Annotated in this window: 38 protein-coding genes; 37 read left to right on the top strand and 1 reads right to left on the bottom strand. The window is 38.7% G+C overall.

All coding sequences use genetic code 11. From position 1 onward, the window contains the following. Window positions 1-9 precede the first annotated feature (9 nt). From TY13_RS05440 to TY13_RS05380, 14 genes are all read left to right on the top strand, one after another. Window positions 10-1,455 carry a phage portal protein gene (locus tag TY13_RS05440; protein WP_042472830.1) on the top strand — a complete coding sequence of 482 codons (1,446 nt, stop codon included), beginning with the start codon at window positions 10-12 and terminating at the stop codon, window positions 1,453-1,455. Beyond that, complete coding sequence (locus TY13_RS05435; protein WP_081796926.1) at window positions 1,445-2,533, top strand: minor capsid protein; 1,089 nt, start codon at window positions 1,445-1,447, stop codon at window positions 2,531-2,533. Before TY13_RS05440 ends, TY13_RS05435 begins: the two co-directional genes overlap by 11 nt. Before the next feature lie 137 nt (window positions 2,534-2,670). Further along, complete coding sequence (locus TY13_RS05430; protein WP_042472828.1) at window positions 2,671-3,168, top strand: phage scaffolding protein; 498 nt, start codon at window positions 2,671-2,673, stop codon at window positions 3,166-3,168. Between the two features lie 14 nt (window positions 3,169-3,182). Further along, entirely contained in the window at window positions 3,183-3,542 is a 360-nt protein-coding gene (locus TY13_RS05425) for a hypothetical protein (RefSeq protein ID WP_042472826.1), read from the top strand. Window positions 3,543-3,558: 16 nt separating this feature from the next. Then, window positions 3,559-4,602, top strand: coding sequence for a major capsid protein (locus TY13_RS05420; protein ID WP_042472823.1), 1,044 nt, complete (start codon window positions 3,559-3,561; stop codon window positions 4,600-4,602). A 19-nt stretch (window positions 4,603-4,621) separates the two neighbouring features. Next, entirely contained in the window at window positions 4,622-4,807 is a 186-nt protein-coding gene (locus tag TY13_RS05415) for a hypothetical protein (RefSeq protein WP_042472820.1), read from the top strand. A gap of 2 nt (window positions 4,808-4,809) precedes the next feature. Then, window positions 4,810-5,154, top strand: a complete 345-nt coding sequence (locus TY13_RS05410; RefSeq protein WP_042472816.1) for a head-tail connector protein — start codon at window positions 4,810-4,812, stop codon at window positions 5,152-5,154. Window positions 5,155-5,156: 2 nt separating this feature from the next. Continuing rightward, entirely contained in the window at window positions 5,157-5,549 is a 393-nt protein-coding gene (locus TY13_RS05405; RefSeq protein ID WP_042472814.1) for a hypothetical protein, read from the top strand. Continuing rightward, window positions 5,549-5,947 carry an HK97 gp10 family phage protein gene (locus TY13_RS05400; RefSeq protein ID WP_042472810.1) on the top strand — a complete coding sequence of 133 codons (399 nt, stop codon included), beginning with the start codon at window positions 5,549-5,551 and terminating at the stop codon, window positions 5,945-5,947. Before TY13_RS05405 ends, TY13_RS05400 begins: the two co-directional genes overlap by 1 nt. After that, a complete protein-coding gene (locus TY13_RS05395; protein WP_052344233.1) occupies window positions 5,940-6,407 on the top strand; it encodes a phage tail terminator family protein in 468 nt (155 codons plus the stop codon). The genes TY13_RS05400 and TY13_RS05395 overlap by 8 nt, the downstream gene beginning before the upstream one ends. Continuing rightward, entirely contained in the window at window positions 6,358-6,558 is a 201-nt protein-coding gene (locus TY13_RS20555; RefSeq protein ID WP_154661531.1) for a hypothetical protein, read from the top strand. Before TY13_RS05395 ends, TY13_RS20555 begins: the two co-directional genes overlap by 50 nt. Next, window positions 6,558-7,853 (top strand): phage tail sheath subtilisin-like domain-containing protein, encoded by a 1,296-nt coding sequence (locus TY13_RS05390; protein ID WP_230199386.1) that lies wholly within the window; start codon window positions 6,558-6,560, stop codon window positions 7,851-7,853. Before TY13_RS20555 ends, TY13_RS05390 begins: the two co-directional genes overlap by 1 nt. A gap of 17 nt (window positions 7,854-7,870) precedes the next feature. After that, on the top strand, window positions 7,871-8,338 hold the full coding sequence (locus TY13_RS05385; RefSeq protein WP_042472804.1) for a phage tail tube protein: 468 nt from the start codon (window positions 7,871-7,873) through the stop codon (window positions 8,336-8,338). Between the two features lie 38 nt (window positions 8,339-8,376). Continuing rightward, window positions 8,377-8,778: a phage tail assembly chaperone gene (locus tag TY13_RS05380; protein WP_042472802.1), complete on the top strand. Its 402-nt coding sequence runs from the start codon at window positions 8,377-8,379 to the stop codon at window positions 8,776-8,778. Window positions 8,779-10,004: 1,226 nt separating this feature from the next. Here TY13_RS05380 and TY13_RS05375 read toward each other — a convergent pair. After that, complete coding sequence (locus TY13_RS05375) at window positions 10,005-10,427, bottom strand: helix-turn-helix domain-containing protein (RefSeq protein WP_042472799.1); 423 nt, start codon at window positions 10,425-10,427, stop codon at window positions 10,005-10,007. Between the two features lie 191 nt (window positions 10,428-10,618). Here TY13_RS05375 and TY13_RS20550 point away from each other — a divergent pair, with 191 nt between their 5' ends. From TY13_RS20550 to TY13_RS05255, 23 genes are all read left to right on the top strand, one after another. Further along, entirely contained in the window at window positions 10,619-10,813 is a 195-nt protein-coding gene (locus TY13_RS20550) for a helix-turn-helix transcriptional regulator (RefSeq protein WP_042472796.1), read from the top strand. 16 nt (window positions 10,814-10,829) lie between these two features. Next, on the top strand, window positions 10,830-11,564 hold the full coding sequence (locus tag TY13_RS05365; RefSeq protein WP_042472794.1) for an ORF6C domain-containing protein: 735 nt from the start codon (window positions 10,830-10,832) through the stop codon (window positions 11,562-11,564). A 135-nt stretch (window positions 11,565-11,699) separates the two neighbouring features. Beyond that, complete coding sequence (locus tag TY13_RS05360) at window positions 11,700-12,035, top strand: hypothetical protein (protein ID WP_042472791.1); 336 nt, start codon at window positions 11,700-11,702, stop codon at window positions 12,033-12,035. A 365-nt stretch (window positions 12,036-12,400) separates the two neighbouring features. Further along, window positions 12,401-12,763, top strand: coding sequence for a hypothetical protein (locus tag TY13_RS05355; RefSeq protein WP_042472788.1), 363 nt, complete (start codon window positions 12,401-12,403; stop codon window positions 12,761-12,763). A gap of 51 nt (window positions 12,764-12,814) precedes the next feature. Next, a complete protein-coding gene (locus tag TY13_RS05350; protein ID WP_042472785.1) occupies window positions 12,815-15,457 on the top strand; it encodes a tape measure protein in 2,643 nt (880 codons plus the stop codon). Further along, a complete protein-coding gene (locus TY13_RS05345; protein WP_042472781.1) occupies window positions 15,454-16,155 on the top strand; it encodes a LysM peptidoglycan-binding domain-containing protein in 702 nt (233 codons plus the stop codon). The genes TY13_RS05350 and TY13_RS05345 overlap by 4 nt, the downstream gene beginning before the upstream one ends. A 10-nt stretch (window positions 16,156-16,165) precedes the next feature. Continuing rightward, entirely contained in the window at window positions 16,166-17,122 is a 957-nt protein-coding gene (locus TY13_RS05340) for an XkdQ/YqbQ family protein (RefSeq protein WP_042472778.1), read from the top strand. 1 nt (window position 17,123) lies between these two features. Further along, a complete protein-coding gene (locus TY13_RS05335; RefSeq protein WP_230199385.1) occupies window positions 17,124-17,435 on the top strand; it encodes a DUF2577 domain-containing protein in 312 nt (103 codons plus the stop codon). Then, a complete protein-coding gene (locus TY13_RS05330; protein ID WP_042472775.1) occupies window positions 17,429-17,845 on the top strand; it encodes a DUF2634 domain-containing protein in 417 nt (138 codons plus the stop codon). Before TY13_RS05335 ends, TY13_RS05330 begins: the two co-directional genes overlap by 7 nt. Beyond that, the gene (locus tag TY13_RS05325) at window positions 17,838-18,929 is read left to right on the top strand and encodes a baseplate J/gp47 family protein (protein WP_042472772.1); all 1,092 of its coding nucleotides are present in this window, start codon (window positions 17,838-17,840) and stop codon (window positions 18,927-18,929) included. Before TY13_RS05330 ends, TY13_RS05325 begins: the two co-directional genes overlap by 8 nt. Then, the gene (locus tag TY13_RS05320; RefSeq protein ID WP_052344232.1) at window positions 18,926-19,579 is read left to right on the top strand and encodes a putative phage tail protein; all 654 of its coding nucleotides are present in this window, start codon (window positions 18,926-18,928) and stop codon (window positions 19,577-19,579) included. The genes TY13_RS05325 and TY13_RS05320 overlap by 4 nt, the downstream gene beginning before the upstream one ends. Beyond that, on the top strand, window positions 19,576-19,884 hold the full coding sequence (locus TY13_RS05315) for a hypothetical protein (protein ID WP_042472769.1): 309 nt from the start codon (window positions 19,576-19,578) through the stop codon (window positions 19,882-19,884). The genes TY13_RS05320 and TY13_RS05315 overlap by 4 nt, the downstream gene beginning before the upstream one ends. Further along, the gene (locus TY13_RS05310) at window positions 19,877-20,482 is read left to right on the top strand and encodes a hypothetical protein (RefSeq protein WP_042472766.1); all 606 of its coding nucleotides are present in this window, start codon (window positions 19,877-19,879) and stop codon (window positions 20,480-20,482) included. Before TY13_RS05315 ends, TY13_RS05310 begins: the two co-directional genes overlap by 8 nt. Window position 20,483: 1 nt before the next feature. Next, a complete protein-coding gene (locus TY13_RS19700; RefSeq protein ID WP_052344231.1) occupies window positions 20,484-22,421 on the top strand; it encodes an Ig-like domain-containing protein in 1,938 nt (645 codons plus the stop codon). Beyond that, on the top strand, window positions 22,421-22,636 hold the full coding sequence (locus TY13_RS05295) for an XkdW family protein (RefSeq protein ID WP_042472763.1): 216 nt from the start codon (window positions 22,421-22,423) through the stop codon (window positions 22,634-22,636). Before TY13_RS19700 ends, TY13_RS05295 begins: the two co-directional genes overlap by 1 nt. Then, the gene (locus TY13_RS05290; RefSeq protein WP_042472760.1) at window positions 22,636-22,773 is read left to right on the top strand and encodes an XkdX family protein; all 138 of its coding nucleotides are present in this window, start codon (window positions 22,636-22,638) and stop codon (window positions 22,771-22,773) included. Before TY13_RS05295 ends, TY13_RS05290 begins: the two co-directional genes overlap by 1 nt. A gap of 107 nt (window positions 22,774-22,880) precedes the next feature. Continuing rightward, window positions 22,881-23,186 (top strand): hypothetical protein, encoded by a 306-nt coding sequence (locus TY13_RS05285; RefSeq protein ID WP_042472758.1) that lies wholly within the window; start codon window positions 22,881-22,883, stop codon window positions 23,184-23,186. A gap of 169 nt (window positions 23,187-23,355) precedes the next feature. After that, window positions 23,356-23,565: a hypothetical protein gene (locus TY13_RS05280; RefSeq protein ID WP_042472755.1), complete on the top strand. Its 210-nt coding sequence runs from the start codon at window positions 23,356-23,358 to the stop codon at window positions 23,563-23,565. A gap of 142 nt (window positions 23,566-23,707) precedes the next feature. Beyond that, window positions 23,708-24,349 (top strand): hypothetical protein, encoded by a 642-nt coding sequence (locus tag TY13_RS05275; RefSeq protein WP_052344230.1) that lies wholly within the window; start codon window positions 23,708-23,710, stop codon window positions 24,347-24,349. A 90-nt stretch (window positions 24,350-24,439) separates the two neighbouring features. Beyond that, window positions 24,440-24,733, top strand: coding sequence for a hypothetical protein (locus TY13_RS05270; protein WP_042472752.1), 294 nt, complete (start codon window positions 24,440-24,442; stop codon window positions 24,731-24,733). Next, complete coding sequence (locus tag TY13_RS05265; protein WP_042472747.1) at window positions 24,723-24,983, top strand: phage holin; 261 nt, start codon at window positions 24,723-24,725, stop codon at window positions 24,981-24,983. Before TY13_RS05270 ends, TY13_RS05265 begins: the two co-directional genes overlap by 11 nt. Then, window positions 24,980-25,654, top strand: coding sequence for a M15 family metallopeptidase (locus TY13_RS05260; RefSeq protein WP_042472744.1), 675 nt, complete (start codon window positions 24,980-24,982; stop codon window positions 25,652-25,654). The genes TY13_RS05265 and TY13_RS05260 overlap by 4 nt, the downstream gene beginning before the upstream one ends. A gap of 352 nt (window positions 25,655-26,006) precedes the next feature. Next, entirely contained in the window at window positions 26,007-26,432 is a 426-nt protein-coding gene (locus tag TY13_RS05255; protein WP_042472743.1) for an acyl-CoA thioesterase, read from the top strand. The last annotated feature ends 132 nt before the right edge of the window (window positions 26,433-26,564 follow it).

The following is a 26,564-nucleotide window of genomic DNA, read 5'->3' as shown; positions in this document are numbered from 1 at the left end:
GGTGCATAAATGCTAATCGAGGATTTATTTAGACCGCGCTGGCATGAGCAAATGGAGGAGGTGATTAAGAATATGGTGGCGAGCGTCATCACAAATGAGCAGGTTTTACTTAATGAAATCACTGATTGGGAGAACTCTGAGAAGCGCAAATGGATGCTCATTGGCAATAACTATTATAAAAACAAAATGTCAATTGAGGAAAAAAAGCGCGATGCAGCGTGGAAATCGAACTTAAAGCTAGTTCATGGCTATGTAAAGAAACTAGTTGACCAGAAAGTAGGTTATGTTCTTTCCAAACAGCCTTCTGTTACTAGTACAAATAAGCAGTATCAGGAAAAGCTCACTGAACTATTTGATGCGGGCATGTTAAATCGGCTACGAAAAGTAGGGAAGGAAGCTATTAACAAAGGTGTGGCTTATTTGCACCCATATTTTAATGAACAAGGTGAACTAAGTTTTATGCGCTTTCCAGCTGAGCAAGTAATCCCTTTTTATGCGGATAGCGAAAATATGCGAATTGAATCCTTTCTTCGAGTATTTGAGATGAATCACTATGAGGGTACTACGAAAAAGCGGATAAAAAAAGTGGTGCATTATCATGCAGGCGGTATCGATCATTATGTAATGGAAGGAGCTACCCTTATCCCTGATATTCCAACTGGTGGGAGACAGGGCTATCATTTTTTATATGGTGAGCAACCTGTGCTGTGGGAAAAGGTACCCCTCATTCACTTTCGCTACAACGAGGAGGAACAGCCACTAGTTGAACTGATTAAATCGTTAGTTGATAACTACAATACGCAAGCTTCTACAAATGCTGATGTTCTGGCAGATATACCGAACTTCATTTACAAGCTTATCAATTATGGTGGGGTTGATTTAGAGGAATTTATCAATGATTTGAATATTAATCGCGTGGTTAAAACTGACGAAAATGGTGATGTAGACAAACTTACTGCTGATATTCAAACAGATGCTACTGAGAAAGAGCTTGAGCGCACACGAAAAGCAATTTATGAGCTAGGGCGCGGCGTTGATACGCTGAATGAAAATCTGGGCAACGCTTCAGGCGTGGCACTGAAATTTCGCTATAGCGACTTAGATTTAGATTGTAATATGTTAGAGAGCGAAATGCAGTCAAGCATTGAGCATATGATGTGGTTTATTACCCACTATTTAAAAATGATCGGGGAAGGCGATTTCACTAGCGAGAAGATGAATTTTGTCTTTAATCGAGATATTATCACTAATGAAATGGAAGCCGTTGAAATGTGTGAAAAATCCGTAGGTATTATTGATGAGCAAACAAATCGAGAAAATCATCCATGGTACACAGCAGAAGTAGAAACGCGCCTAAAGCAACAGAAAGCTGAAGAGCGAAATGAATTGGATGAGTATCTTGAAACGATGGAGAAACAGAGACAGGCGCAATCGGGCGTGACGGATGATGAGTAGCTATTGGCAAAATCGAGCTGCACAACGTGAACTAGAATCACAGCTTATCTCGAGTAAATACCTATCACGGATGGAGGAGCAGCTACGCACCGCCCAAATCAATATCATTCAACAAATTGAAACCTTTTATGCGCGGTATGCAGTGGATAATAAAATTAGCTATGCAGAGGCGAAAAAGTATTTAACGGCGAAGGAATTAAAGGATTTTCGTCATACGACGCTCCAGCAATATAGAGCCCTTTCTTTAGAAGGGAATCCTGCATATGACCGCGCACTGAATGCGATTGGCTATCGTGCTCGTATATCAAGATTAGAAGCACTGCATTTACAAATCGAAATGCAGATGCTTGAACTATACGGCGGTAGGAACGGGTTGCAAGTCTATACTTATTCAGGATTAGGTGAGGTATATGAAAATGCTTACTATAAGTCACTCTATGATATTGCTACGTTTACGGCAATCTATCAACCTATCACAAAATTAACAAATGGTGTGATGAAAGAGATCTTAACCTATAACTGGTCAGGGAAAGAGTTCTCTAAACGTATTTGGGGGCATGAAGCCCGAACGATGACGACTATTCGTAAAGAATTAAAAAAATCATTTATGCGAGGCCGTTCCCTTCATAAAACAGCTAGGGCAATTAGCGATGCCACAGATGTGGTGTTAAGTCGAGCCGAAGCACTTGTCAGGACGGAAGCGAATTTCTTTCACAACTTAGCTGCCCAAAATTCGTATATTACAGCAGGCGTCAATCGTTATCAAATATTGGTGACCTTGGACCATCGTACATCAGAGATATGCCGCGCACAGGATTTAAAAATATATGCCACAAAAGATTATAAGCCAGGCGTGACAGCTCCCCCTTTCCATGCGCGGTGTCGTTCCACATCTGTGGCCTATTTTGACGAAGCAGAATACATGGAGGGTGAACAACGTATTGCAAGAGGTGCTACAGGGCAAACAGAGTATGTTTCTAGAAGTATGCCGTATGAGAAGTGGTATCAGCAATTTGTTCAGCCTGCTAATATAGACAAGCCGCAATTCTTGCGAATGAAGGAGAAGAAAAGCACCTGAGCTATGATAGGTGTTTTTATTTTGCTCAAAATCCCAAACACTTGGGAATATTGTCTTTTTGATGTACAGCTTGTAGACATTAAATAATAAAGCGTATCTTACTCTATCGTGTTGTTGCACGTTAAATAGGAGGTTATATGACGAAAGAACAATTAATTGCAATGGGATTAACCGAAGAGCAAGCCAATCAAGTGCTAGCTGGCTACGGAGACGTAGTACCGAAAAGTGATTTAGAGGATTTACAACGCCAACATAAAACGGACAAACTGGATTGGGAGGCGAAAACGAAAGGTATGCAGCTCAAGAGCGCCTTGAAATTAGCACTCACAGGAAAAGTACATGATATGGATCTTGTAGCAAGCCTTATCGATAACGAAAAAATTGAATTAGATGAGGATGGCAACGTCAAAAAAGGACTGGATGAGCAGATTACCGCGCTGCAAGAAGCCAAGTCTTTTTTATTTACTGCAGATGCAGAAGAAAAGCCTACGCTTCCTCAAGGGACAAAGCCTGGTGAGGGTGCATCAACTGATAAAGATGGAAATCCAAATGATAACTACGGGAAGAAAATCGCTGAGGCACAAGCGGGAGCTACACAACTGTTAACAGATGCGCGGAAAGCTTACTTTGATTAAAAGGAGTGAATTGAATGAGTAAATTTGTAGAAACAAAATATACGAACAAAAAAGAAATTTTAAAGTTTCCAGATCACTATGTAAACCTATCTATCACTGTTTCCGATGTTGGTGTTACTGCGAATAGCGAAGGAAAAAAGATTGTCCCAGCAGGCACAATCTTAGGAGGTGGATTCTTACTAAATGAATCCATTAAAGCTGTAAAAACAAACGACGCCAGTGCGGAAGGTGTTCTTTTTAATGATACGGATGTAACACATGGACCTGCGCCAGGGGCGGCTTTAATTCATGGTTTTGTAGCGTTGGATAAATTACCAGAACACCCTACTGCTGACGCCATTACAGCATTGAAACAAATAACATTTTTAAAATAAGAGAGGATGAAATTTAATGCCAACACTTTTTGATTTAGTCAATGCGAAAAACATTGCTGCTTATTACCAAAACAATCCATCAAACAGCATTCCATACTTAGGCGCTACCCTTTTTCCGCCAAAAAAACAACTTGGATTAGATTTAAGTTGGATTAAAGGGTCTAAGGGATTGCCAGTTGCTTTGATGCCAGCTGCTTTTGATGCTAAAGCGACAGTTCGTGATCGCATTGGTTTTAGTAAGATACAAACAGATATGCCTTTCTTCCGTGAATCAATGAAAATTGGTGAAAAAGACCGCCAAGAATTAAACAAATTAGCAAGTTCTGATTCGGATGCTATGGCTCAAGCAATAATCACCAATATTTATGATGATGTGTCAAATCTTGTGAATGGTGCTAATGTGCAGCCGGAGCGAATGATTATGCAGTTGCTTTCCTCAGGGAAAATCAGTATTACGGCCAATCGTCTTGACTATGATTACGATTACAAAATGAAAGACGATCATAAGGAATCACTTGCTGGCGGAGCTCAATGGAGCAACACAGATGCTACCCCAGTCGAGGACATCATGAGATGGCAGGACACGGTGGAAGATAACACTGGCACACGTCCAACCAACGCAATCATGACACGCAAAACATTTGGCTATTTATTAAAACATCCAAGCATCCGCCTAGACATGAATCCGTTAGGTGGACAAAACATCATAATGACTGATGCGATGCTGAAGCAATATTTAAAAGATAAATTCGGTCTTTCCGTGGCGGTTTATAACAAAAAGTACCGCGCGGAAGATGGCTCATTGCATAATTTCTATCCAGATGACTTCTTCACACTTATTCCGGATGGTGGACTTGGCAACACATACTATGGAACAACACCCGAAGAATCTGACTTGTTAGCAGGCCAATCGGCAGCAGACGTATCTATTGTGAATACAGGGGTAGCGATTACAACTATTAAAGAGCCTCATCCAGTAAATGTTGAAACCATCGTCTCTGAAATAACATTACCAAGTTTTGAAACAATCGATGATATTTTTATCGCAAAAGTAAATTAATAAAGGAGAGGGAACGTTCATGAAAACTTTAGTTAAAGTCCTAGAAGGCAGTTTCCCTGTCCGATATGATGGCGTTGTATATAGGGAAGGAGATGAGCTAGAGGTGCTTAGTGAACATGCTGAGCACGCTAGCTTTGAGATTTTAAAAGAAGCCAATCTCCCTAAAAAACGAAGCTCGAAAGTAACTGGCGAACAGGGGGAATAAAGGTGGATGTATTCAAAATCACAAGAAGTAAAATTCCAATCGAACAAATATCTGATGAAAAGCTGCTACTCAAAATCGAGGAAGTAGCTCAAGCTATTAAAATCTATTGCAACCGCACAGATGTACCAGAGGATCTAAAATTCGTACATGCTAACATGGTTGTAGATACAATCACGGAAAAAAAGAAGATGGATGATCCATCTGAATCTGTAGTAGCTAAGTCTGTGAAAGAAGGAGATGTAAGTGTAGAGTTTGGATCTAACGCAACTGCAAGTGAACGGGCCACATCGCAAATTCTTACCAGCTATATCCCTCAGCTCAATCGATTTAGAAAGCTGAGGCGGTAAATATGAACATCCGTAAACTGTTATCGGCAGCAAGAGCCCCAGTGGAGCTTTTATATGACCGCGTAGCGACTATAAAGCGCTACGAGGAATATGAGAAGGAAAATGGTTCAACATCTCAAAAGTGGGTTACAAAACACGAAGATGTACCTTGTCGATTATCTACAGAGGGTACGCAAACCCTTAACAATTCACTTCAAGAGGAATCTAATCGAATTCAATACGATGCCAAACTCTTACTCTCGCCAGAAGTTGATATTTTACCTGGTGACGAGATAACGGTGGAGCTCTTTGAAGATGATAAATTGATATTGACTGATGAATTTGAATCCGCGAAAAAGCCATTTTTGTACGTAACACACCAAGAAGTATTATTGACGTTGAAGGATCACGCATAATGGCGTTTGAATTTGATGAAGTGAAGAAGCTTGCAGATAATATCAAAGAGTTAGTGATTGCATCAGGTAAGATTCATAAAAAAGTGGCGGAGCGAGTAGCATTACTAGCGATTCGTAAAGTAAAAATGCTCACACCTGTTGATACAGGGGACTTACGGAATAACTGGAAGTATCATATTATCAAGCATGGTGACACCTATAAAATTGTTATCTACAATCAATTGGAGTATGCTCTCTTCGTAGAAAAAGGGCACCGCATTGTAATAGCGGGGCAAACGGTTGGTTTCGTAGACGGCCAATTCATGTTAGAGCTCACAGAAAAAGAAATGGAGCGTATAGCACCGCGTATGTGGGAACGTGAAATTGAGAAGGAATGGGGGCGTATTTTAGGTGAGTAATAATACAATAACAGATGGAATAAAGGCACTTGCAATCATGCAGATACGTTCTCTTTATCCCTCTCAAACAATCAAAATATACGATAAACCAGTGAAGCAGGGCTTAAAGGCACCTGCTTTTATTGTGCGCATTTTTCATGTGCACCAGGAGCGCGGCATGACATATCAAGCGAAACGTACCTATTCTTTCAGCGTTGTGTATTTTCCATCTACGGATGATATAGACGAAGAATGCTTGAATGTATTAGAGGTCATACAGAATAATTTCAAATATCTCGTGGATAAATTTCATGTACATGAGCTAGATGGAGAAATCGTAGATGAAACGCTTGTCATGAAATTTCAAGTAAAAGTACATCTACATGACATTATAGAAGCAATCAAAATGCAAAAATTGGAGGGTGTTGATTTTGACACAAGAGACAACGAACAAACCGAAGACGACCAAACAAATGGTTAGAAAATTTTCCAAAACAGCTTTTTTAGAAAGCGCAGCAACTACTAAAGAGCGTTTAGAGTATGAAGTTGTACTGCAAGACGGCACGATGTATACCAAAGAGGAAGCAGATAAGCTGGTTGCAGAATGGAAACAGAAAGGAGTGTGCTTCTAATGGGTGGCACATGGGAAACGCAAAATAAAGTACGTCCAGATGCGTATATCAATTTTGAAACTAACAGCTTAAATACAATGGGGCTAGATTCCAATGGCGCCTTAGCCATTCCCGTAGCGCTCGATTGGGGCGAGGTTGGTAAATTCATTAAGTTATCAACCAATACGAAATTTAAATCATTGTTTGGTAAATCGCTTGCTGAGATTTTGTCTGTCCGGGAAGCATTTAAGGCAACTAGCAACATTTTTCTATATAACTTAAACGGGGAGGGGGAAAAAGCAAAAGCAACAGCTGACGGGCTTACAGCAACAGCAATTTACGGTGGCACAGATGGAAATAAGATTCACGTAACCATCACGGTAAGTTTAGATGATTCTGCAACCCTCAAAACATTTTTTGATGGGGCACAGGTAGATATTCAAAAGGTAATGGATTTTGAGGAGGTGGAGCCGAATGACTATGTAGCATTTTCGGGAAGCCTACCAAGCACAGATGCAACGCTAACATTAACAGGCGGAACAACTGTAGCAGCAACCAATGAATCTATTTCAGAATTCGCTTCAGCTTTAGATGCACTAGAATTTAAAACAGTTGCATACGGTACAGATGATAATACAATCAAGTCCTTGCTAGCGCTCAAGGTCAAAGAGTTTCGGGAGCAGGTCGGTAAACGTGTGACGTTTGTGACTAACGATTACAACGCCGCGGATCATGAGAGCACTGTGTCTGTAAAAAATGGCGTAACGCTTGATGGTGGCGAACGTTTAACATCGAAAGAAGCTGTATACTGGTTTGCAGCCGCATTCGCCGCATCTACAGTTGGCTCACTCACATATGCTGTTTATCCTGGCGCAATTATGGTAGAAACCTTGACCAATGACGAGATTATTCAAGCATTAAAAGATGGTCATATTGTTTATTCATTCAATAATGACGAGGTTGTGGTGGAGCAGGATATTAATACATTTCGTTCTTTCACACCACAAAAAAATCAAGATTTCCGCAAAGGAAAGATTGACCGCGGTATGTCAATCATCGAAAATAACGCGCGGCATATTTTCCGTAAATACTTCATCGGTAAAGTGAATAATAATGCAGATGGTCGTGATTTGTTCAAAAAGCAATTAATGAAAACGGTGCTTGATCCGTATGTACGACTAGGTGTCATTAACCCTTATTTACCAGAAGATATTGTGATTGAACAAGGAGATGAGAAAGATGCAGTATTTGCTGTACTAGGAATTGAATTCATTGATGCAATGGAAAAATTATATATGCGTGTAGAGTGCAAGTAAGAAGGAGGTAGTAATCGATGGCAACAAATGTAATGCAAACAAAAGATGCAATGTCATCCCGTGAAGGCTTATTGTATATCGCGATTGGAAATCAAACACTAGAAATTGCAGAAATTTTAAAGTTCAAGGCGGAGATTGAATATAACAAAGTCGAAGTGAAACGGTTGAACGCTCGAATGGAAGGTTCGAAAATCGTTGGAGCGAAGGGTGCAGGAGAGATGACAATCTATTATCACCGTCCAGAAATTCGCGCAATGGCAATGGACTATTTGCGTTCGGGTAAAGCGCCAATGTTTGATGCCAACATTGTCAATGCAGATATTACAAGTGCAGCAGGCAAGCAAACCGTTGATATACGTAATATCGTACCTGATAAAACATTGTTAGCGATGTTGGATGCTGATAGTGCCGACATTTTAAAAGATGAATTTCAATTCACATTTGATGATTTCTCTATTTTAAATCAATTTAATGTGATTCAGTAAATGTACTATAAAAATCAATTGAAAAGAGGAAACTAAAAATGAGTAAATTTAAAGCGTTTATGAGAGAAAATGTGGCAGAAGCGGAACTAATTGAATTAGTTTTGACACGTTTCAGTGAGCCAATTAAATTACGTCCTGTACCATCAGAGGAGGCAGATTTAATTAATGATCGCTGCTTTAAAAATGTACCTGGTAAAAAAGGGCGCCAGGAGCGAGTGTTTGACCCTGTTGCCTACAATCGCAGAATGAATGTAGCATCTATTGTGTACCCAGATTTAAACGATACGGAGCTTCAACAATCATATGGGGTGCGCGGTGCAGAGGCGTTATACGGAAAGATGTTTTTAGCTGGAGAAGCTGCACTCATCTCAGAAAAAGTACAACAAATAAGTGGTTTAGATGATTCGTTAGAGGAGCAAATTGAAGAAGCAAAAAACTAATTGCGGGCGATGACGATGAGAACGATGGACTTGCCTTTTACGCACATGTAGCGCTTCATCGGTTTAATATATCGCCCTATCAATTTTTGGAGATGTCTAAGAAAGAACAGGCTTTTGTAATAGCTTCAATTGACATCGAGTTAGAAAAGGAAGCGAAAGCAGCGAAAAAGTAATTTAAAAAGTGGTTGCTAAACTATAAAATTGATGGTTTAATATTTGTTATAGGGACGTTATAACTTAACACCCATCCATATCACAATATTTTTTATTAAAAATAACTACAACTAAAAAGAACTTATATAATATATCTATATGGAAGCACCGTAAGATGGCGTTTAAACACGCTTTCTTATGGTGCTTTTTTGTACCTATTAAAATATATGATTGAGGTTTTCGAAAATATTTTGAAAAAGTGCTTGACACAGGAAATGAGTTTTTTTCCAATTTCAAATCAATTTTAACTATTTTTGTGATAGGTCATGATAATTAAAAATAACTCATGATAATTAATGATAGTTAAAACACTATATTTCGAGCGATTTTAGGTTGATAAATGGAAAAAGTCCGATTTGCTACAATAGGGAGTGAAAGGAAAAGTATCCGTTCGATGTGTTTTGGTTCACTAAAAGTGCACTACTTTAATGTCACTTTTTATTCCTGAAATTATGTCATAATTAGACTATGGTTCATAGAAAACTACTGTTTGTCTCTATTGTTTAGATTAATTTTCAGGTACCGGAGGTATTTAGTGTATATCTTAGGAGTAGAGCACTTTTTGGGCAACAAAAAGGCATGCTTTTCATGCTACTATATCAAAATGGTAATGTAAAAAATATCAGCAAGTGAAAGCGACCTTGCCAATCTTTTAAAATTTATATTGCAAATCAGCTCGTCATTATGTATTATATTAATTAATTTTAATAATACATAAACAGGAATACCCTGAAATGAGCTGCCACTACAGCTTTTTTCAGGGTATTTTTGTTGGTGTCACTTTTGAATTTTTGATATATGAAATAATAAAAGGGCGCCATATAAATGACACCCAGAATGTTGCTGATATAGAAGATTGGGTAGTCACAACAAAACTTTGTTGTGAGTGATTAAAATTTTTTTCGAACTGAAAGATATTTAACTTTTTATACTACAGAATGCGTGTAAGTTAGTAGGGAAGTTACTCGAAAAGGCTAACTTTTGGGGTGGTATCGCTACAGATAATCAGAAATCTATTTTTTATCTGCTTCTTCATTGTCTGATTTAGCAAGACTGTTGTTGAAATTCTGTATATTTTCTTTCAGTTCTTCAATGCTTTTGATAGTATCGTCGATATCTTTTATAAGCATTAGAATATCATCTACTTGTTCATTAGAAGCTTTGAGAAATTCAAAAACTTCTTGCATATTGCTTCTCTGATTTTTCATATCGGACAAAGCATTATCCAAACTATCTAAAGCATCAGTTCTACCTAAGAGGAAATCGGTAGAGACATTAAAAAAATTAGCAAATCGTTCTAATGTTTTAAAGTCAGGTTCACGCGTACCTTGTTCGTAGTTAGCGATTTGACCTCTTGAGAAATTCATTAATTCAGCGAGTTTGTATTGACTGAGGTTTCTTTCTTTTCTTAATTTCGCTAATATCTGACCAAACAATTAATTCACCTCTTATATATTCATTATATTTCATGTGATATATAAGATTATATATACAGAAACTTAATGTTTCCATCAGAAATCTGATGTGGAAACAAAAAGTTTCCTAAAATTGTTGACAGAAACAATTCGTTTCTGATATGATGCAAAATATAGAAACATAATGTTTCTTTTTTAGGGAGGTGAGGTTATTGGAGACTGTTTTAAAAAGCAGAGAGATACTTTATCAACTGCGAGGAGGTGAATCAAGGAATGATGTCGCTAAAAAATTGGATATAACTCCGCAAATGTTGGGAGCCCTTGAAAGGGGGGATAGAACACCATCTTTAAATTTAGCCAAAAAAATTGCTACTTACTATAACACAACAATAGAAGATATTTTCTAAAAAAAGGAGGATTTATATGAATCAATTACAGGTTATCACATATAATCATCAGCGAGTTTTAACAACAACTCAGCTTGCAGAAAGTTATGTTGCTGAAACAGAGCGTATTGTGAGAAATTTTAACCGTAATAAGGAACGTTACACAGAAGGTAAGCATTTCATCTGTTTAGAGGGTCAGAAATTACGTGATTTTAGGGCAAAGGGACAAATTGACCTTCCGCAAAATTTAAATAAGCTCTACCTTTGGACAGAAAAAGGGGCTTGGCTACATGCTAAATCTTTGAATACGGATAGAGCTTGGGATGCTTATGAAATGCTAGTGGACGAGTATTATAGAATGATTGCTCAACAACCAATTTTAACTATTGAACAGCAAAGACGCGAACATTTGAAGTTATCAATCGAAACTAGCGAGCGTGTTGATAAGATCGAAAACAAGTTGGATAAAGTGGTTAGTCAAATGCGAATTGATGGAGTGGAGCAGCAAAACATTCAACAAAAAGGAGCTTACAAAGTAATGCAAGCACTGGGCGGTAAAGATTCTCCTGCATATAACAATGTTAGTCGAAAAGTTTTTAAGGCATTGTGGGGAGAGTTTAATAAGTATTTTAAAATACCTCGCTATAGCGAACTGCATAAAGTGAAATATGAAGAAGGGTTGAACTTTATTGATATGTGGCAACCATCAACATTCTTAAAGCTCGAAATTGAAAGTTACAACAAGCAAACGCAATTAAAATTAGTAAAATAAAAACCACATTTCAAGCGGGAACTTGAAATATGGCTAACACTGAGTGACATCCACTCAATAATTCTGTGCAATAATAGTATACCCGAAAATGGGGGGAATTAAAAGTGGATGTTACTCCCATAAGGGGGATTAACTATGGAAAATCAAACAATTATACAAAAAGCATTTGGTAAAATTGTAGATGAGCGTGTTTTTGAAATCGCTTGGAGAAAAGCGGAATTAAATAAAGAGTGCATCGAATGTGACAATAAAAGACGCATTACATTTGAGTTGTTGAGTGAATCTTTAACGTCAGACAGACAAAAATATCTGCTTGAAGAACTAGAGGGTGCCTTTCATTTGTTAGAATCGATTAGGTTGGAATATGCTTATCGCCAAGGTCTACAAGATAGCCAGATGATACACAGGGAATTGGCGGCATGTGGCATTTCTGTAACAAAAGACAGTTTCAATATTACTGATACATTTTAGTGCGATTCCCAAACGTTTGGGTTTTTGACAAAATCATATGATATTTTTAAGAGCAAAGTATGATATAAATGTAGTAATTAAATTTTTAAATAGCAAGAATCAATTATAATTAAGCTAGATTGTTGATTTCTTACAGTCACTCCCTTTATAGGGAGTGCGGATTGAAATGACAGTATGTCAGTTAGATGTGAACAGGTCACTCCTTATATAAAGAGTGGGGTGAAAGTAGAGAAATACAAATAAAACGGGGAAACACTCTCAATTTTGAGGGTGTTTTTCATTAGAAAGGGGTGATATTTATGTAAAAGATATGGTTTCTCTCTTCCGAATTATGTATATTAATAGATAAGAAGGGGGAATTGGAAATGGCACAGAACAAAGTAATTGCAGGCGATTATGAAGGTAAAAACATTATGATTAGTCAAAAAGGCTTTTTTAGCAAGCAAGGAGTTTTTTTATTTACAGGTTTTACAGAAAAATTTCCTTTGAATAAAGAGACTTTAACGTCTTACGAATTAATTACTGAGGAACATCGTAAAAGCGCAGTCAGCGGCGTGTCTCGTGGACTGGTAGGCGGTGTATTGCTCGGTCCTGTAGGTTTACTAGCAGGTTTATCCGCAAAAAATAAAGGGACGCACACAATAGCGGTAGAATTTAAAGACGGGAAAAAAAGTTTGATAGAAGTAGATGAAAAAATCTATAAAATGTTTATACAACAAATGTTCTAAGCACTCATAAAGAGTGCTTTTTATTATGTTTCGAAAGGAGGAAAATATTACATGTCGGTACGTACAACCATGACGCTAACTGATCGTATGACTGGTACTTTACAAAAAGTGATGAAAGCAATGAATAGTACTATTAGAGCGATGGAGCAAATGCATAGCACCTCAAATAGAAACATGGATATGCGAAGTTTGCAACGTGCTAGACGTGATATTGAGAGCGCAAATGCTAGCTTTGAAAGATTACGTGCAAGTGCTAGATTAGCGAGAGAAGAAGGCGGAAAGGTCAAATTCTCTAACATTCCACAGGCCACCAGTGACGTGCAGCAGCTAATCAGCGCTTTAACTGGATTAGCTGCTGCATATTTCTCTATTCAAGCTCTTGCAAATGGTTTCAATAAGTTCACAGAGGCTTCAGACAATTATTCTAATACTAATGCACGGTTGGCAAATATAAATGATGGTTTACAAACGCAGTCCGAACTACAGGACAAAATTTACAGAGCCTCTCAGCGTAGTTTAAGTTCTTACAATGATACTGCCGCAAGCGTGGCCAAATTAAACCTATTAGCAGGAGATGCCTTTGGCAGTAATGATGAAGCTATCCGATTTACTGAGCTCATGAATAAATCGTTCACTGTGTCGGGTGCAGGTGGGCAGGAAAAGGCTGCTGGTATGCATCAATTAACACAGGCGATGGCATCTGGACGATTACAAGGGGACGAGTTTACGTCTATCACAGAAAACGCACCTTTATTAGCTAGAGCCATTGCCAATTCAGTAGGTAAAAGCATGGGTGAATTAAAGAAGATGTCCTCGGATGGGGAAATTACAGCAGATATTATTAAGACTGCGCTATTTAATGCTGCAGATGATATAGAAGACAAATTTAGTAAGATGCCATTAACATTTTCAGATGCTATGACTGTATTTAAAAACTGGGCACAAACAGCGTTCGAGCCTCTGTTTATTAGATTCAGTCAATTTGTTAATTCAGATGCATTCGGCGTATTAGCAGGACATGCAATGGTGTTCGTCAATTTATTTATATCGGGGCTTTCGTTTGTATTTGATGTGCTAGAAGGACTTTACAATATCGTTGGCGCGGTAGGGAAGTTTATGGTTGACAATGCAGGTTGGGTAGTTCCGATTTTGGTTGTTATGGGGGGAGTGTTAGGTACGATTGTCGCTATCTTAGCAGTAAAATATGCAGTACTCGGTTTAATTAGAGTTGCAACACTTGCATGGGCTGCGGCTCAATGGGTAGTAGACGCAGCTTATTTGGCTAGTCCCGTCACATGGGTACTACTAGCAATAATTGCTGTACTAGCATTAATAATCACAGCGATAGTGATGTGGGGTGATCAAACTGCAGCTGTTGTTGGTGCTGTAGCAGGCTTTTTCAGTGGCTTATGGGCATTTATCCAAAATATCTTCATTGGTCTAGCTAACTTAGTAATCACAGTTGCCGAGTGGTTCGTCAATATCTGGAATGAAGCAGTCTACTTGATACAGCTAGCATGGATAGGGCTCAATATTATGATACGCACCGTGCTGGATGCCATAGGTAATATGGTCATAACCGTAGTGGAGTGGATTGCGAACAAATGGAATGACGGAATATACGGAATAAAAATGGCTTTCTATACTATGGGTACGATGATTTTAAGGACAATGGGAGGAATCGCTGATGGCGTACTAGACGTGATAAATAAATCGTTAGGTGGTATTTCCGACCTCATCAACGGTGCGGTTGCGGGGGTCAACACATTCATTGGATTATTAAACAATGTTCTGGATACTGATTTATCAACAATTGGCACAGTGGATCTAAAAATCGGCAAGGGGCCAACTAATTTTGCTGAAAAGATGGCGGGACTTCTGGAAGCTCCCGAAAAAGCAGAGCAAGTTGTGTTGGATCGTATGAATACTACTCAAGATTATATGGATTCTGTGACAATGCCAACGGCTCCAACAAAGCAAAAATTTGCACGTTTTGAATACAAAGATGTTGGTGCAGCCTATGACAAAGGAAATAAAGTAGGGAAAGAATTTTCGCAGGGACTTACCGAAAAGATGGGTGGTTTAGTAGAAAAAGCTAAGAGCCTAGCAGGGTTAGGTAAAGATGATGGGAATAAAGATAATCCCTTCTTGGATCCAAGCAGTTTACTTGATAATGTCGTGAATACAGCCCCATCCGAAACAGGCCTAGGTGCTGCAGCAAATGACAAAGACAAAAAACTAAAAGGCGGAAAATTAGACAAGGTAGACAAAATTGGCGAGGTCGATTTAGCAAACGAATACCTTGAAATTTTCAAGGATATCGCGGAGGGGAAAGCAATCAACAACATTGTTTCACTAACTCCTGAAATACAGGTGCAAAACACTATTGAGGATACAACGGGCGGTGTACTCAGCAAAGTATTGGATAAAGTGAGTAACTTGTCTCTAGGACCTAAAGTACTGGATGCACCGAAAAAAGATGAAGTGGCCGTATCAAAAGAAGTACGGAATATTACGAATACGCCTATCAGCAACTCCAAACAGACTGTTACAAATCACATTACTAGCCAGCCACACATTGAATTTTCGGGAGATATCCGAGATGGTGCTGACATTGACACGATAATTAAAAAGATTATCCAAACACTGAAAGAGGAACAAGACAGATCTGTGGAGGGGGTATATAGTGGATGATTGGTATTTATTTAAGTGCGAAAAATGACAAGGAAGGATTTCGGATTCCTGTGAACCCACCAGAATTACCCTTTAAACAAGATGCGGATGGTGAGGAGTTTCAAGTCGCTTCAGTAGGTACTGTAAATGTACCAAAACCTATGAAATTAAGGGAGTTCAGCTTTTCATCATTTTTCCCATCCAGTGACACTCACTATGCAGAAACACAGTTTGTAAAGCCACAAGAGTATCTAAATAAGATAAACGAATGGATGACCAATGAAGAGGTTATCCGTTTTGTTTTTGTAGGGGGCTCATTTACAGTCAATGAGCAAGTTACAATTGAATCATTTGAATATCAACAACAGTATGGTACAGCGGATGTAGATTACACTATTTCTTTTAAAAAGTTTGTGCCATTTGGGTTTAAAAAAATGGAAATAGCGAAAAAGCCAAAGGCGGCTGTGAAATCTACAGATAAAAAGCCTACTGAAAAATTAGTCAAGAAGCAAGCGCCGCGTGAAAATTCAAAGCCTGTACCTCAAACATACAGCTTGGTGCGTGGCGATTCCTTGTGGAAAATTGCTCAAAAGTATACGGGGAACGGTGCAAATTATAAAGCGCTGCAATCTCTCAATGGTATTAAAGATAGCGATTTGCGAAGGCTCCCCATTGGGCTGAAGGTAAAAATCCCACCTGAATGGGCAGTCAAGAAATGAGGTGATGGCTATGGAAGTGCTGATTGACAATCGTGACGGAAATATTTATGAAGTACCTGTCACGTCAATTAGCTGGAAAACAGAAAAATCAGGAACGGCATCGGTACTAGATGTTACAATGTTGAATCCCACACCGTTGAAAAATAAAGTTGTACCAGGTGCAATTGTGCGTGTAACGGATGGGCAACACAAGATTTTCTATGGGTATGTGTTTAAATCAAGCTTTGGTAAAAACAGCGAATTTAAAATTACGGCTTATGACCAAATAAAATATCTGATGTATAACGATACCTTTGTTATGAAGTCAATGCAGGCTGAAGATGCCATCGCTCAAATTTGCGCACAGTTTAAACTACCTTTAAAAGTAGTTGCTCAGACAGGATATAAAGCGCCTAAAATGACAGAGGATGATAAAAAGGCTTTAGATGTTATCAATAAATACATTGATTCAACTATTGTAGCCACTAATCAAAGTTTCGTATTTATGGATGAATTCGGTGCATTAGGGCTGCATAACATTAAAGATTTAGTGATTGATCCTACAACATTTTTCATTGGGGAAGGCAGTTTGCTCTACGACTTTGATTATTCAACTTCTATCGAAGATAGCTATAACCGTATAAAGCTCGTTATAGATGATAAAAAAAAGGCTAAGCGCAGATCGTTTGTCGCAAAAGATAGCAACAATATAGCGCGGTGGGGACAATTACAGTTTTTCAAAAAAGTTGATGAAAAAATGACACCAGCACAAGTTGAAAGTTTATTAGATGCTCTCTTAGCTGTACACAATAAAGAAAAAAAAGAGCTGTCATTAAAGTGCTTAGGTGATTGGCGTGTACGTGCAGGTAAGATGGTATTTATTTTTATTGAAAAATTAGGGTTGAAGCAACTATTTTTGGTTGAAACTTGTACGCACGATTGGTCAGCAAAAGTCCATACAATGGACTTAGAATTGAAGGTGATTTAACGTGAGCTTATTAAATTTAATAAAAACAACAGCAATGGCAGCCTTCCAAGCTTCCAATCCTGTTAACATCCTTGTGGGCGAAGTCATTGAATCAAGGCCCCTTAAAATAGAAGTGCATTCAAAGCTCATCTTAACGGGTGAGTTTTTGCTTGTTGCCGAACATTTAACTAGTCATGAGCGGGTTATTTCAGGTCAAAAAATAACATTCGATGATGGACTGAAAAAAGGAGATAAAGTTATTTTGCATCGTGTACAAGGTGGTCAAGAATACTTTGTGTCAGATAGATACAAGGAGGGGGATAACTTATGGTAGTACCAACTGGCGACATCACAATTATACCTGACATTGAGGTAGAAGATGCTTCACAGCTACCAACGAGAACGTATCAGCTAGATTTTGTCCGAGGTCGCTGCGGCGGCTTTGTTGATGGTCAAAAAGCAATGGAACAAGCCATCTTTAAAGTATTAAATACAGTGCGCTTCAAACACTTAATTTATTCAGATGATTACGGCTTTGAAAATATGATTGGGCATGATGAACTGTATGTGCGCGGTGATTTAGGCAGGCGCATTCAAGAGGCACTACTTCAGGATGAACGGATAATAAGTATTTCCGATTTTCGATTGGAGTTTGTAACAAAAGAGGACGTGCTGGTCGATTTGGTTGCCCATACGATTTATGGAGATGTGCACCTGCTGAAGGAGGCGGTACGGATTGCTTGATTATTTAGAAACGCAAACGTTTGAAAAATGTTTAACCGAATTGCTAGACAGAGTGCCAGATGATGTAGATAAGCGAGAAGGCAGCGTTATTTATGATGCACTTGCCCCTACAGCACTAAAGCTTGCGGAAACTTACTGGGATATGGCAGTTTTATATCGTCGAACTTTTGCAGCAACAGCAGACGGTATTGATCTTGAAAAACGTGTCAATGAATTTGGGGTAGAACGCAAACCAGCAGGTAAAGCGGTGCGACGAGCGATTTTCACAGACCGTGAAGGGCAGCCCTTGCAAGTGGCTTTAAACAGTCTTTATCGCTTAGATGATTTAGTATATCAAGTATTAGAAGATATTGTACCAGGTGAATACAAAGTAGAAGCACAAACAACGGGAGCGGTGGGAAATCGTGATTATGGGGAAATGTTGCCACTAGAGGCGAATAACCGACTAGGAAAGGCAATATTAGCAGATGTCATTATACCAGGCGAGGACGAAGAATCAGATGAATCTCTCTATCAAAAGTATTTAGAGCATATACGTGATAAAGCATTTGGTGGCAATCGCGCGGACTATCGCAAAAAAGTACGTGCGATACAGGGAGTTGGTGGTGTACGGTTAAGACGAGCACCATATGGTGGTGGGACAGTCAAAGTAATCATTATTGACTCGGACTTTAATGCTCCAACGCCTGAATTTCTTGTTTATGCACAAGAGCTAATTGATCCACCTGAGCTCAAAGGTGATGGCTATGGCACTGCACCAATCGGGCATGAGGTAACGATTGAAGGTGTAGGTGTAGTTGACATGACTATCGAGTGTGACCTTATCTTAAATGGGGCAACGCTTGGACAAATTGAAACCCAAGCTACGGAAACTCTAGAAGCTTACTTTGCGGAACTGCGCGCTAACTGGTACAAAGATTTAGATATTAATGTCCGTATTACACATATCGAATCGCGGCTTTTAGAGATTGAAGGCATTGAAGATATTACAGTCACACGGTTAAATGGTGTGGAGAGTAATATTAATTTAATAGAAGAAATCCCTGCTATTGCAGAAGTGATACTGAAGGAAGTGGGCACATGAATAATCATTTCATGAACGAACTTCCATCATACTATCAAAATATTAAAGAGTTTCAGGAGTTATCCTCTACGGTAGTAAAAGATTGGGATAAACTTGATGAAGCTCTTTTTAATATTGACAATGACCAATTTATACTAACGTCAAGCGAGGCTGCTATTGCAATAAGAGAGCGAGATTTCGGCATTCGCCCAGACCTTCAAAACGAAACACTAAAATTTAGAAAGCTTAGGCTACTGGCTCGGATGCAAGAAAACGCACCACAAGTATTAGAATACTTAATAAAAATACTTACCGATTTATTGGGTGAAAATAATCATCAAATTTTACTAGACACAGATAATTTCGAGATGGAAGTAGCAGTTGAAGTTGAACAAGCTGTGTACTATAACGAGGTAATACGAATAGTTGAACGTATAGTGCCGTTAAATATAGACTTAATGACAACATTGCTTGCTTTAAAAGATTGCTTAGTTATTCTTTCAGGTACGTATGCATGGGCTTTCAGTAACCGCATATGTGGACGATTTAAAACAGCATCTAAGCCAGCTGTCATAGGGAAGGAGCAATTAAGTGTACGGGATGAATCGTATGCTTTTTTAGTGTCTGCACGCGTTTGTGGACGATTTAGAGCAGGAGGTATCAGGATATGAGCGAAATACAGCCTTTGCTAGTGCAACTAACAGAGGAATTTTTAAATAATTTAGTAGTTAGTGCAAAAGTGACTATCAACGGTGTCGTCTATGACAAACCTATATCTCATACCAGCACCCGTTATGGCTTACGAAAATATATTAAATTGACAAATGAGCAAGGTTTAATTACACGCGCTGCCTTAGTAGATGCGCATGGTCGTGAGCTGTACGTAAAGGAAATGAGTTATCAAAAAGGAACGCAAGGTTATACAATTGCATTTCCACTCACATTAAAAGTAGAGGAGGTAAATATTCATGACTGAATTTATGACAGGAGAAATCCCCCTAAACTTTAAACACAATCCATACAAGCGGGTGGTTTGGGAAGATGACTTGGAAGACCCAAACACAGGTGAAGTATTAGAGGAAGGTACAATATTTTGGGCTGAGTATGGGAATAATTTGGAATGGGGTATCTATAACAGCTATCGCTTTATGCTTGAACTCGCCCGTCAAATGCAACGTATACAGGTGCAACTCGAACTTGATGGACGTGCGCCAAACAATGCAGGTTCATTTGCAGATACGCTGGATGGTGGTACAAATAAAATTGCACTTGATAAAGCGCAGACAGATGTTGTCGAAGCTGTTGCGGTGGGGACAACTGTATTAAAAGTAGCAAACACAACAGGGTTTTCGGCATTTAAGCAAGTCACTGTGTATGATGATATTAACAGCGAGGATGTGTTGATTACAGAAATCAATGCAGATGCAAAGACGATTACTGTACAAGCCCTTGCAAATGCGTATAAAAAAGGCGCAAAAGTGGCTTGTAGCAATGTTGCCATTGATACAACACTTGCAGAGATGGGTATAGGCGATTGGCAGACGTATAGTGTTGTGTTAGTGGAGGTGGTGTAAAATGGTGAAATATTATTATGATAAGTACAATGCGGAAACCACATATGTTTACCATGAAGATTACAGTTGGTATCCCGAGTCAGTGCATGACATGCACCCAAGTACGTACCCAACATACGCCGATTATAAATTTGACACAGCGACAGGTACGTACAGCGGGGTAGGTTCGCCGACAACTTTAACGAGAAATAGCCCTAATTTTATCGGTAGATATTGTTTCGGCCCGACAGCCCGCGTCAAGTTTCAAATAACGGGAAATACATTAGATTGGTCTATTTCCTCCGCAGATGGACAAATCCGAGTGAATGCCAAGCATATGATGACGCGGACTGAAACCAGATATACACGGGGAACTATCGTGCAATCCGATATTTCCGCAGAAGATGGCACATACCCAACTAACGGGCGGCATAGCGACGGTTTCTGGTACGTTCGAAAAAGCATGGTGAACACAGCACCAACATACACACAAATACCTGCACAAACTGTGAAAAAAAATACAACAGCAACTGTTACACTTGCAAATTATTTTAGTGATGCTGAAGGGAATACTTTAACCTTTACGGCATCATCAAATAATACTAATGTGGCAACTGTGAGCATTGCATCAGGCAAGCTCACTGTGACAGGTAAAGCAATTGGTACAGCTACAATTACCGTCACAGCAACTGATGGTAGCTTATCAACGTCACAGGCATTTAGCATGACAGTAGCCAACACAGCTCCAAGCTATACGCAGATACCAGGGCAGACAACAAAAAAAAGTGTATCAATTACACTCAATTTAAACAATTATTTTTCTGACGTTGATAACGACGCACTATCGTATTCAGCTACATCCAGTAATGCAGGCATTGCAACTGTAGGGGTAGCGAGTAATATCTTAACAATCACTGGACAAGCAATAGGAAATGCAACGATTACAGTAACAGCAAGTGATGGTAAGAGCACTGCTACACAATCATTTGCAGTAGCGATCACTAATGCAGCACCAACGGTTACAGTTTCACAACCCAGTGCAAATGTCACTTTGTACGAAAATGATTTGTTGCAACTAGCTGGCTCAGCTTCAGACGTAGATGCCAATCAATCCATTACAATCTATGCTCAAGTTAATAATGAGCAACGTATTGTCCTTAATGTTGGTTTAAGTAATGCGCCAGTATCTTTTAACAAGCAGTTAAAATTTGTTGGTGGGAAATTATATGACGATGACACGGTTATCACAGGCAATCTAATAGATAGTATCCCTCATACACTAAAAATTTGGGCGCAAGATGGCGATGGTGCACTATCTACAATAACTGAGCGTGCTTTTTACGTTGTGCCTAACCGACCACCAATTTTAACTATTGATACAGTACAGCCAAGTGGCATTATTGATACAGACAAATTTGTTATTAGTGGTACGGCAAATGATCCAGATAATAACTCAGTTACAGCCTCTTATAGATTGAATGGAGGCAATAGCGTAGCACTGGAGATTACTGAGGGACGTTGGGCTTTTGAGATTGCATTAGGGCAGCTCGATGTTGGTCAAAATACAATTGTGATAGAGCTTGTAGATAGCTATAATTTTAAAGTTTCCAAAACAATTAAGTTAAATAAAACCGAAGTCAAAACGCCTATTTTGCACTCTGTAGCTCGTTATAAAATCGAGCCACCACGTGGGAGCGCAAAGGGCGTTTTGTTATGGATTCAAAGGGATGAGGAGCTTAATTTAATTGCCGAATTGTCCATGACGTTGCAAGGGGAGCAAGAGCAATATGTAAAGCTCACAGCTGACCATACAGCACCAGTGAGCACAGGTGTTGTCGAAGATGAATTTTACTTTGAAGCCAATGAGCCAAAAAATAATATCATTTTAAAACTTTCAACTACTCGTCCCAATATTGACGTTAATCATAAAATACATCTAATAAGTGGGGTGTTGGAGTAATGTTGCGACGTAGACGATTGCCAGATGGCAGTTTTGGAGAACTCGAAAAAGTAGGTGATGCACTTACGACAGATGAACAAGTGATGTCGCTTGGTGCACAGTTAGCACAGGAAAAAATTAAAAATATGCAAAAGGACTTGCTTATTAATAGCTTGGGTACAACAGTTACTCAACTAAAACTCGAAGTCATGTCTTTGAAGGGTGGTGAGGGGTGATGCAATTTTGGCAAATCGCTTTCATGTATAAATGGGTGACGGCTGAGCAGCTACGACTAGCTGTAAAAACGGAAGAAAATCTGTTTGGCGAAATAACGCCTAAACAATACAAAGAAATTACAGGACAAGATTTTTAAACGCAGTCAAACGACTAGCGTTATTTTTATTGTCGAAAAAAGAAGGAGAACGACTCTTTTTATCGAATTATTATAAATATAACTAGAAAAGGATGTGAATTGTAAAAATGGCTATTCTAATTGAAGCAACAACTGATCAAGCTGTTAATTATGTACAAGATAACTTAAAAAGATTAGGTGAAATTATTTCTGTAAAACATAGCAGAAATAGTAACGAAATTGACTACGAAACGATTATTAAGGGGGAAAATGCTACTTTGTATATCCAAAGCGGATTCGCTTCTGGATACGGCGGTACAGGGCCGAGAGCTCTAGTGAAATTATTAGTATCATTTGGATTTGATGAAGAAGAAGTTGAAAGATTAGTAGTTTTAAACACAGATAACAAATTTGAATTTGAGTTAAGAAAATAAATATTAAAAATATGTAGCAACTCCTAGACTAAATGATTAGCAGTTTTTTATTATTTTTATAATCCCAAACGCTTGGGAATCTGAAGGATGCGCATTTGCGTGTCCTTTTTATTATGGGAAAAAGGAACTTTCACGAAAATGGCGAATATTGTCATCGAGGGGGAGTTTTATGTACAAATACACGTCGCGAATCGTAGTCGAGTATCTAGCTTATGACAATCAAAGGTATGTAATAGATTTGCAGTTTGCGGTTAATGTTAGCCACATACTAGCAGACAAATTGTTTTTACAAGAGTTAGGTAAACGAGGACATAATTTAAAAGATACACCAACTTTAAATTATTATCCTCCAATTGAAAAACGATTAATTAAACAGTAGCCTTCCGCAATCTTTTGTGGGAGGTTTTTATTGTAATCAAAAATTGTTGTCACTAGTGTTATTTTTATTATTTAATAATTTGAAACCTTTTCCATATCTGTACGTATAAAAATAACAGGAATGGAAAAGGAGATGGTGAGAATTGTCAAGTAAAGAATTTAGAGATGAACAATTACAATTATTATTATGGGGAGAAATGGTCGAAACGTTGTTTGATGGGGACGTTCCACTATATAAAGAATGGAATCGGCCAGATGAGATTATTGAGGTTTTGGATTTTATAGGTAAAAATAAAGCTTCGAATCATACATTTCCCCCTAAAAATGGTGGTTTTGATTTAAAGGGGTGTACTTTCTCTAATGAACTGGGCTTAGTTGAATTGAAATCAGGGTCTATAAACAATGTAATGAAATCAGGGAGATTGATATTCCAGTGGTTTCCAAAAACTGGGTATGAATGGGCATATTTTATGTTAGAAACTAGCAAAATTACCCCTTCTGGTGTATACGAAAGTTCTTTGGGTAAGAAAGAAGTATTAGTTGAGATTAATCCGGGGCAATACATTGATAGGAAATATTTAGATATAGAGGAATATTGTGGGCAACCATTGCCGAAAGATGCCAGAACAATCTACAGATTTATGTCAGGTAAATTCGTGATTTTCTCTAAGGTATCGAAATATATGACTCTACAAGGCGTTTATAGTGGCAAACATGATGAAGTATCATCTGATGTTTTTAAAATTCAGATTGAAAATGAAATCCGTAAAAATCAAAAAGAATAACAAAGAAATATTCGTCATGCTACTTATCTTTTATAAAGCCTTCCACGACATTGTGGAGGGCTTTTATTATGCGGAAAAGGAAGTGTTACAATGGAATTAACAGCAATTGTAGGCGTGCTAAGTGCATTAATAGGCATGGCATTAACCTACTTGGCATTTATGAGGAATCGAGATAAAGATGTACAACGTAGTGCAGCGGAATCAGCGGTTATTAGTACAAAACTAGATTCAATCAATGTAGGTGTAGAAAACATCCGCATTGATATGAAAGTGGAGCAGAGAGAGCGTATGGAGCTATCAGAGCGCGTTACAAGAGTAGAAGAATCAAGCAAATCTGCACATTTGCGTATCAATAAATTGGAGGGATTAATGGATGAAAATTAACTGGAAAGTACGACTACAACATAAGCAGTTTTGGGTGTCGTTAATTGCATTACTAATCGTGCTCGCTAATCAAATAGCGGGCATTTTTAATTATGATATTACTATTTACAACGATCAGATTACAGCCATTACAGAAACTATACTAAGTATTTGTGCACTATTAGGAATTATCATTGATCCAACTACTCAAGGTACATCTGACAGTACACAAGCACTCAAATATAAAAAGCCGAAGGGGGATAATAAATGACTGATGTAACAACATCTTGTCGAGATTTATCGGAGCTACTACCTGTTGCAGAAACAGCATGTAGACTTTTATTCCAAGAGTGCTTCAAAGCTGGGATACGAAATGTTTTTATCACCGAAACATATCGCTCACAGGAACGGCAAAATTATCTTTATGCACAAGGACGTACAAGACCAGGAATAATCGTTACTTGGACACTAAATAGTAATCATAAATCGCGTCTCGCATGGGACATTGCTGTAGCACCTCCACAGACACTGTATGACGTGGCAACGCTTAGTAAAGTGGGGGCAATCGCTCGCAAGTTGGGTATCACATGGGGCGGTGATTGGCAAGGCAGTATCGATCGACCTCACTTTGAGATTAAATCGACATGGCAAATGCCAAAAGACTATAAGCTTGAGGGGACTGTAATTGTTCCTTCTAATAGTAAGCTACAGGTTCAATTGATTGCAAAAGACAAACAAGAGGAGGTAACTCATATGACACCAACATGGAATCCAGGAAGTCCTTCAATGCAAACAGCTGCTGAACAATACTTAGCGCAGGCTGTTAAAGATGGTATTATCCAAGATTCACACTTAAAGGATTTGCAAAATAAGCAAATGGCGACAGATCGACTATTAGGCCTATACATTACAATTGACCAGCGACGTAGCAACACTAAATAAATTTAAGCCCATGATACTCAAAATTTTATGAGTATCATGGGCTTTTTTATAAAACAAAATAGAATTGTACCCCAAATTCTCCTCAAAATAAGATACAACCCAAGGGACGATGCCTACTCATATCTATCCTCAGCGCCTGCCGCAATTTAAAAATCTGTACCCCAACCGTACCCCACTTGTACCCCAAATCAAAACATTTCTATACATTCTTATACATAGAAAGGAAAAAAACACCAAACATGACCCACTCACCACCCACCAAAATCCCCCAAAAAACAATCATCCCAAAATAACACCTCCCAACTGACAAACCCCCACCAATCGCGGTATGATAGAACCCGAGGTGACGAAAATGCATATATCAGAAAAACAAATTGAAATCCGCTACGCAGAAACGGATCAGATGGGCGTTGTATACCACGCAAATTACATCATTTGGCTAGAAATTGGCCGCGCACAGCTAATCAAAGATTTAGGATTTGCCTATACAAAGCTAGAGGAAGAAGGTTATTTATCGCCTGTTATCGATGTTTCGATTCAATATAAAGCAGCACTGCGCTATGGGCAGGTGGCAACAGTTCGTACATGGATTGAATCACATTCGCGCATTCGCACAACATATGGCTATGAAATATTGCATGAGGACGGCACGCTAGCAGCGACTGCTACGACTGTACATACATTAGTGCGCAAGGACAATTTCCGCCCAGTTTCTTTAAGTAAAGTAGACCCTGAATGGGATGCAGCCTATATTGATAATATGCGTGTGCAAGAATAAGCTACTTCGATATGATAGAGGTGTTAGGAAAGGCTAAATCTTTCCTGGCATCTTCTTTTTTTCTTATGATAAGAGCTATCGACACACTGTATTTCTTGGTATAATTATTTTTGTGTCAAATTTGCAGAGGAG

The sequence above is a fragment of the Bacillus ndiopicus genome, from assembly GCF_000612805.1.
Classification (GTDB): domain Bacteria; phylum Bacillota; class Bacilli; order Bacillales_A; family Planococcaceae; genus Metasolibacillus; species Metasolibacillus ndiopicus.
The sequence above is the reverse complement of the archived record's forward strand: the minus strand, read 5'-3'. Positions and strand labels throughout refer to the sequence as shown.

What these genes read in the sequence shown, in the direction of transcription:
- TY13_RS05355 (WP_042472788.1), top strand. Translation starts at nt 12,401, where the DNA reads ATGGCACAGAACAAAGTAATTGCAGGCGATTATGAAGGTAAAAACATT.
- TY13_RS05415 (WP_042472820.1), top strand. Translation starts at nt 4,622, where the DNA reads ATGAAAACTTTAGTTAAAGTCCTAGAAGGCAGTTTCCCTGTCCGATAT.
- TY13_RS05420 (WP_042472823.1), top strand. Translation starts at nt 3,559, where the DNA reads ATGCCAACACTTTTTGATTTAGTCAATGCGAAAAACATTGCTGCTTAT.
- TY13_RS05270 (WP_042472752.1), top strand. Translation starts at nt 24,440, where the DNA reads ATGGAATTAACAGCAATTGTAGGCGTGCTAAGTGCATTAATAGGCATG.
- TY13_RS05255 (WP_042472743.1), top strand. Translation starts at nt 26,007, where the DNA reads ATGCATATATCAGAAAAACAAATTGAAATCCGCTACGCAGAAACGGAT.
- TY13_RS05310 (WP_042472766.1), top strand. Translation starts at nt 19,877, where the DNA reads ATGACTGAATTTATGACAGGAGAAATCCCCCTAAACTTTAAACACAAT.
- TY13_RS05405 (WP_042472814.1), top strand. Translation starts at nt 5,157, where the DNA reads ATGAACATCCGTAAACTGTTATCGGCAGCAAGAGCCCCAGTGGAGCTT.
- TY13_RS05400 (WP_042472810.1), top strand. Translation starts at nt 5,549, where the DNA reads ATGGCGTTTGAATTTGATGAAGTGAAGAAGCTTGCAGATAATATCAAA.
- TY13_RS05365 (WP_042472794.1), top strand. Translation starts at nt 10,830, where the DNA reads ATGAATCAATTACAGGTTATCACATATAATCATCAGCGAGTTTTAACA.
- TY13_RS05320 (WP_052344232.1), top strand. Translation starts at nt 18,926, where the DNA reads ATGAATAATCATTTCATGAACGAACTTCCATCATACTATCAAAATATT.
- TY13_RS05285 (WP_042472758.1), top strand. Translation starts at nt 22,881, where the DNA reads ATGGCTATTCTAATTGAAGCAACAACTGATCAAGCTGTTAATTATGTA.
- TY13_RS05425 (WP_042472826.1), top strand. Translation starts at nt 3,183, where the DNA reads ATGAGTAAATTTGTAGAAACAAAATATACGAACAAAAAAGAAATTTTA.
- TY13_RS05340 (WP_042472778.1), top strand. Translation starts at nt 16,166, where the DNA reads ATGGAAGTGCTGATTGACAATCGTGACGGAAATATTTATGAAGTACCT.
- TY13_RS05380 (WP_042472802.1), top strand. Translation starts at nt 8,377, where the DNA reads ATGAGTAAATTTAAAGCGTTTATGAGAGAAAATGTGGCAGAAGCGGAA.
- TY13_RS05330 (WP_042472775.1), top strand. Translation starts at nt 17,429, where the DNA reads ATGGTAGTACCAACTGGCGACATCACAATTATACCTGACATTGAGGTA.
- TY13_RS05315 (WP_042472769.1), top strand. Translation starts at nt 19,576, where the DNA reads ATGAGCGAAATACAGCCTTTGCTAGTGCAACTAACAGAGGAATTTTTA.
- TY13_RS05385 (WP_042472804.1), top strand. Translation starts at nt 7,871, where the DNA reads ATGGCAACAAATGTAATGCAAACAAAAGATGCAATGTCATCCCGTGAA.
- TY13_RS05345 (WP_042472781.1), top strand. Translation starts at nt 15,454, where the DNA reads ATGATTGGTATTTATTTAAGTGCGAAAAATGACAAGGAAGGATTTCGG.
- TY13_RS05360 (WP_042472791.1), top strand. Translation starts at nt 11,700, where the DNA reads ATGGAAAATCAAACAATTATACAAAAAGCATTTGGTAAAATTGTAGAT.
- TY13_RS05435 (WP_081796926.1), top strand. Translation starts at nt 1,445, where the DNA reads ATGATGAGTAGCTATTGGCAAAATCGAGCTGCACAACGTGAACTAGAA.
- TY13_RS05260 (WP_042472744.1), top strand. Translation starts at nt 24,980, where the DNA reads ATGACTGATGTAACAACATCTTGTCGAGATTTATCGGAGCTACTACCT.
- TY13_RS05430 (WP_042472828.1), top strand. Translation starts at nt 2,671, where the DNA reads ATGACGAAAGAACAATTAATTGCAATGGGATTAACCGAAGAGCAAGCC.
- TY13_RS05290 (WP_042472760.1), top strand. Translation starts at nt 22,636, where the DNA reads ATGCAATTTTGGCAAATCGCTTTCATGTATAAATGGGTGACGGCTGAG.
- TY13_RS05390 (WP_230199386.1), top strand. Translation starts at nt 6,558, where the DNA reads ATGGGTGGCACATGGGAAACGCAAAATAAAGTACGTCCAGATGCGTAT.
- TY13_RS05295 (WP_042472763.1), top strand. Translation starts at nt 22,421, where the DNA reads ATGTTGCGACGTAGACGATTGCCAGATGGCAGTTTTGGAGAACTCGAA.
- TY13_RS05350 (WP_042472785.1), top strand. Translation starts at nt 12,815, where the DNA reads ATGTCGGTACGTACAACCATGACGCTAACTGATCGTATGACTGGTACT.
- TY13_RS19700 (WP_052344231.1), top strand. Translation starts at nt 20,484, where the DNA reads ATGGTGAAATATTATTATGATAAGTACAATGCGGAAACCACATATGTT.
- TY13_RS05440 (WP_042472830.1), top strand. Translation starts at nt 10, where the DNA reads ATGCTAATCGAGGATTTATTTAGACCGCGCTGGCATGAGCAAATGGAG.
- TY13_RS05265 (WP_042472747.1), top strand. Translation starts at nt 24,723, where the DNA reads ATGAAAATTAACTGGAAAGTACGACTACAACATAAGCAGTTTTGGGTG.
- TY13_RS05280 (WP_042472755.1), top strand. Translation starts at nt 23,356, where the DNA reads ATGTACAAATACACGTCGCGAATCGTAGTCGAGTATCTAGCTTATGAC.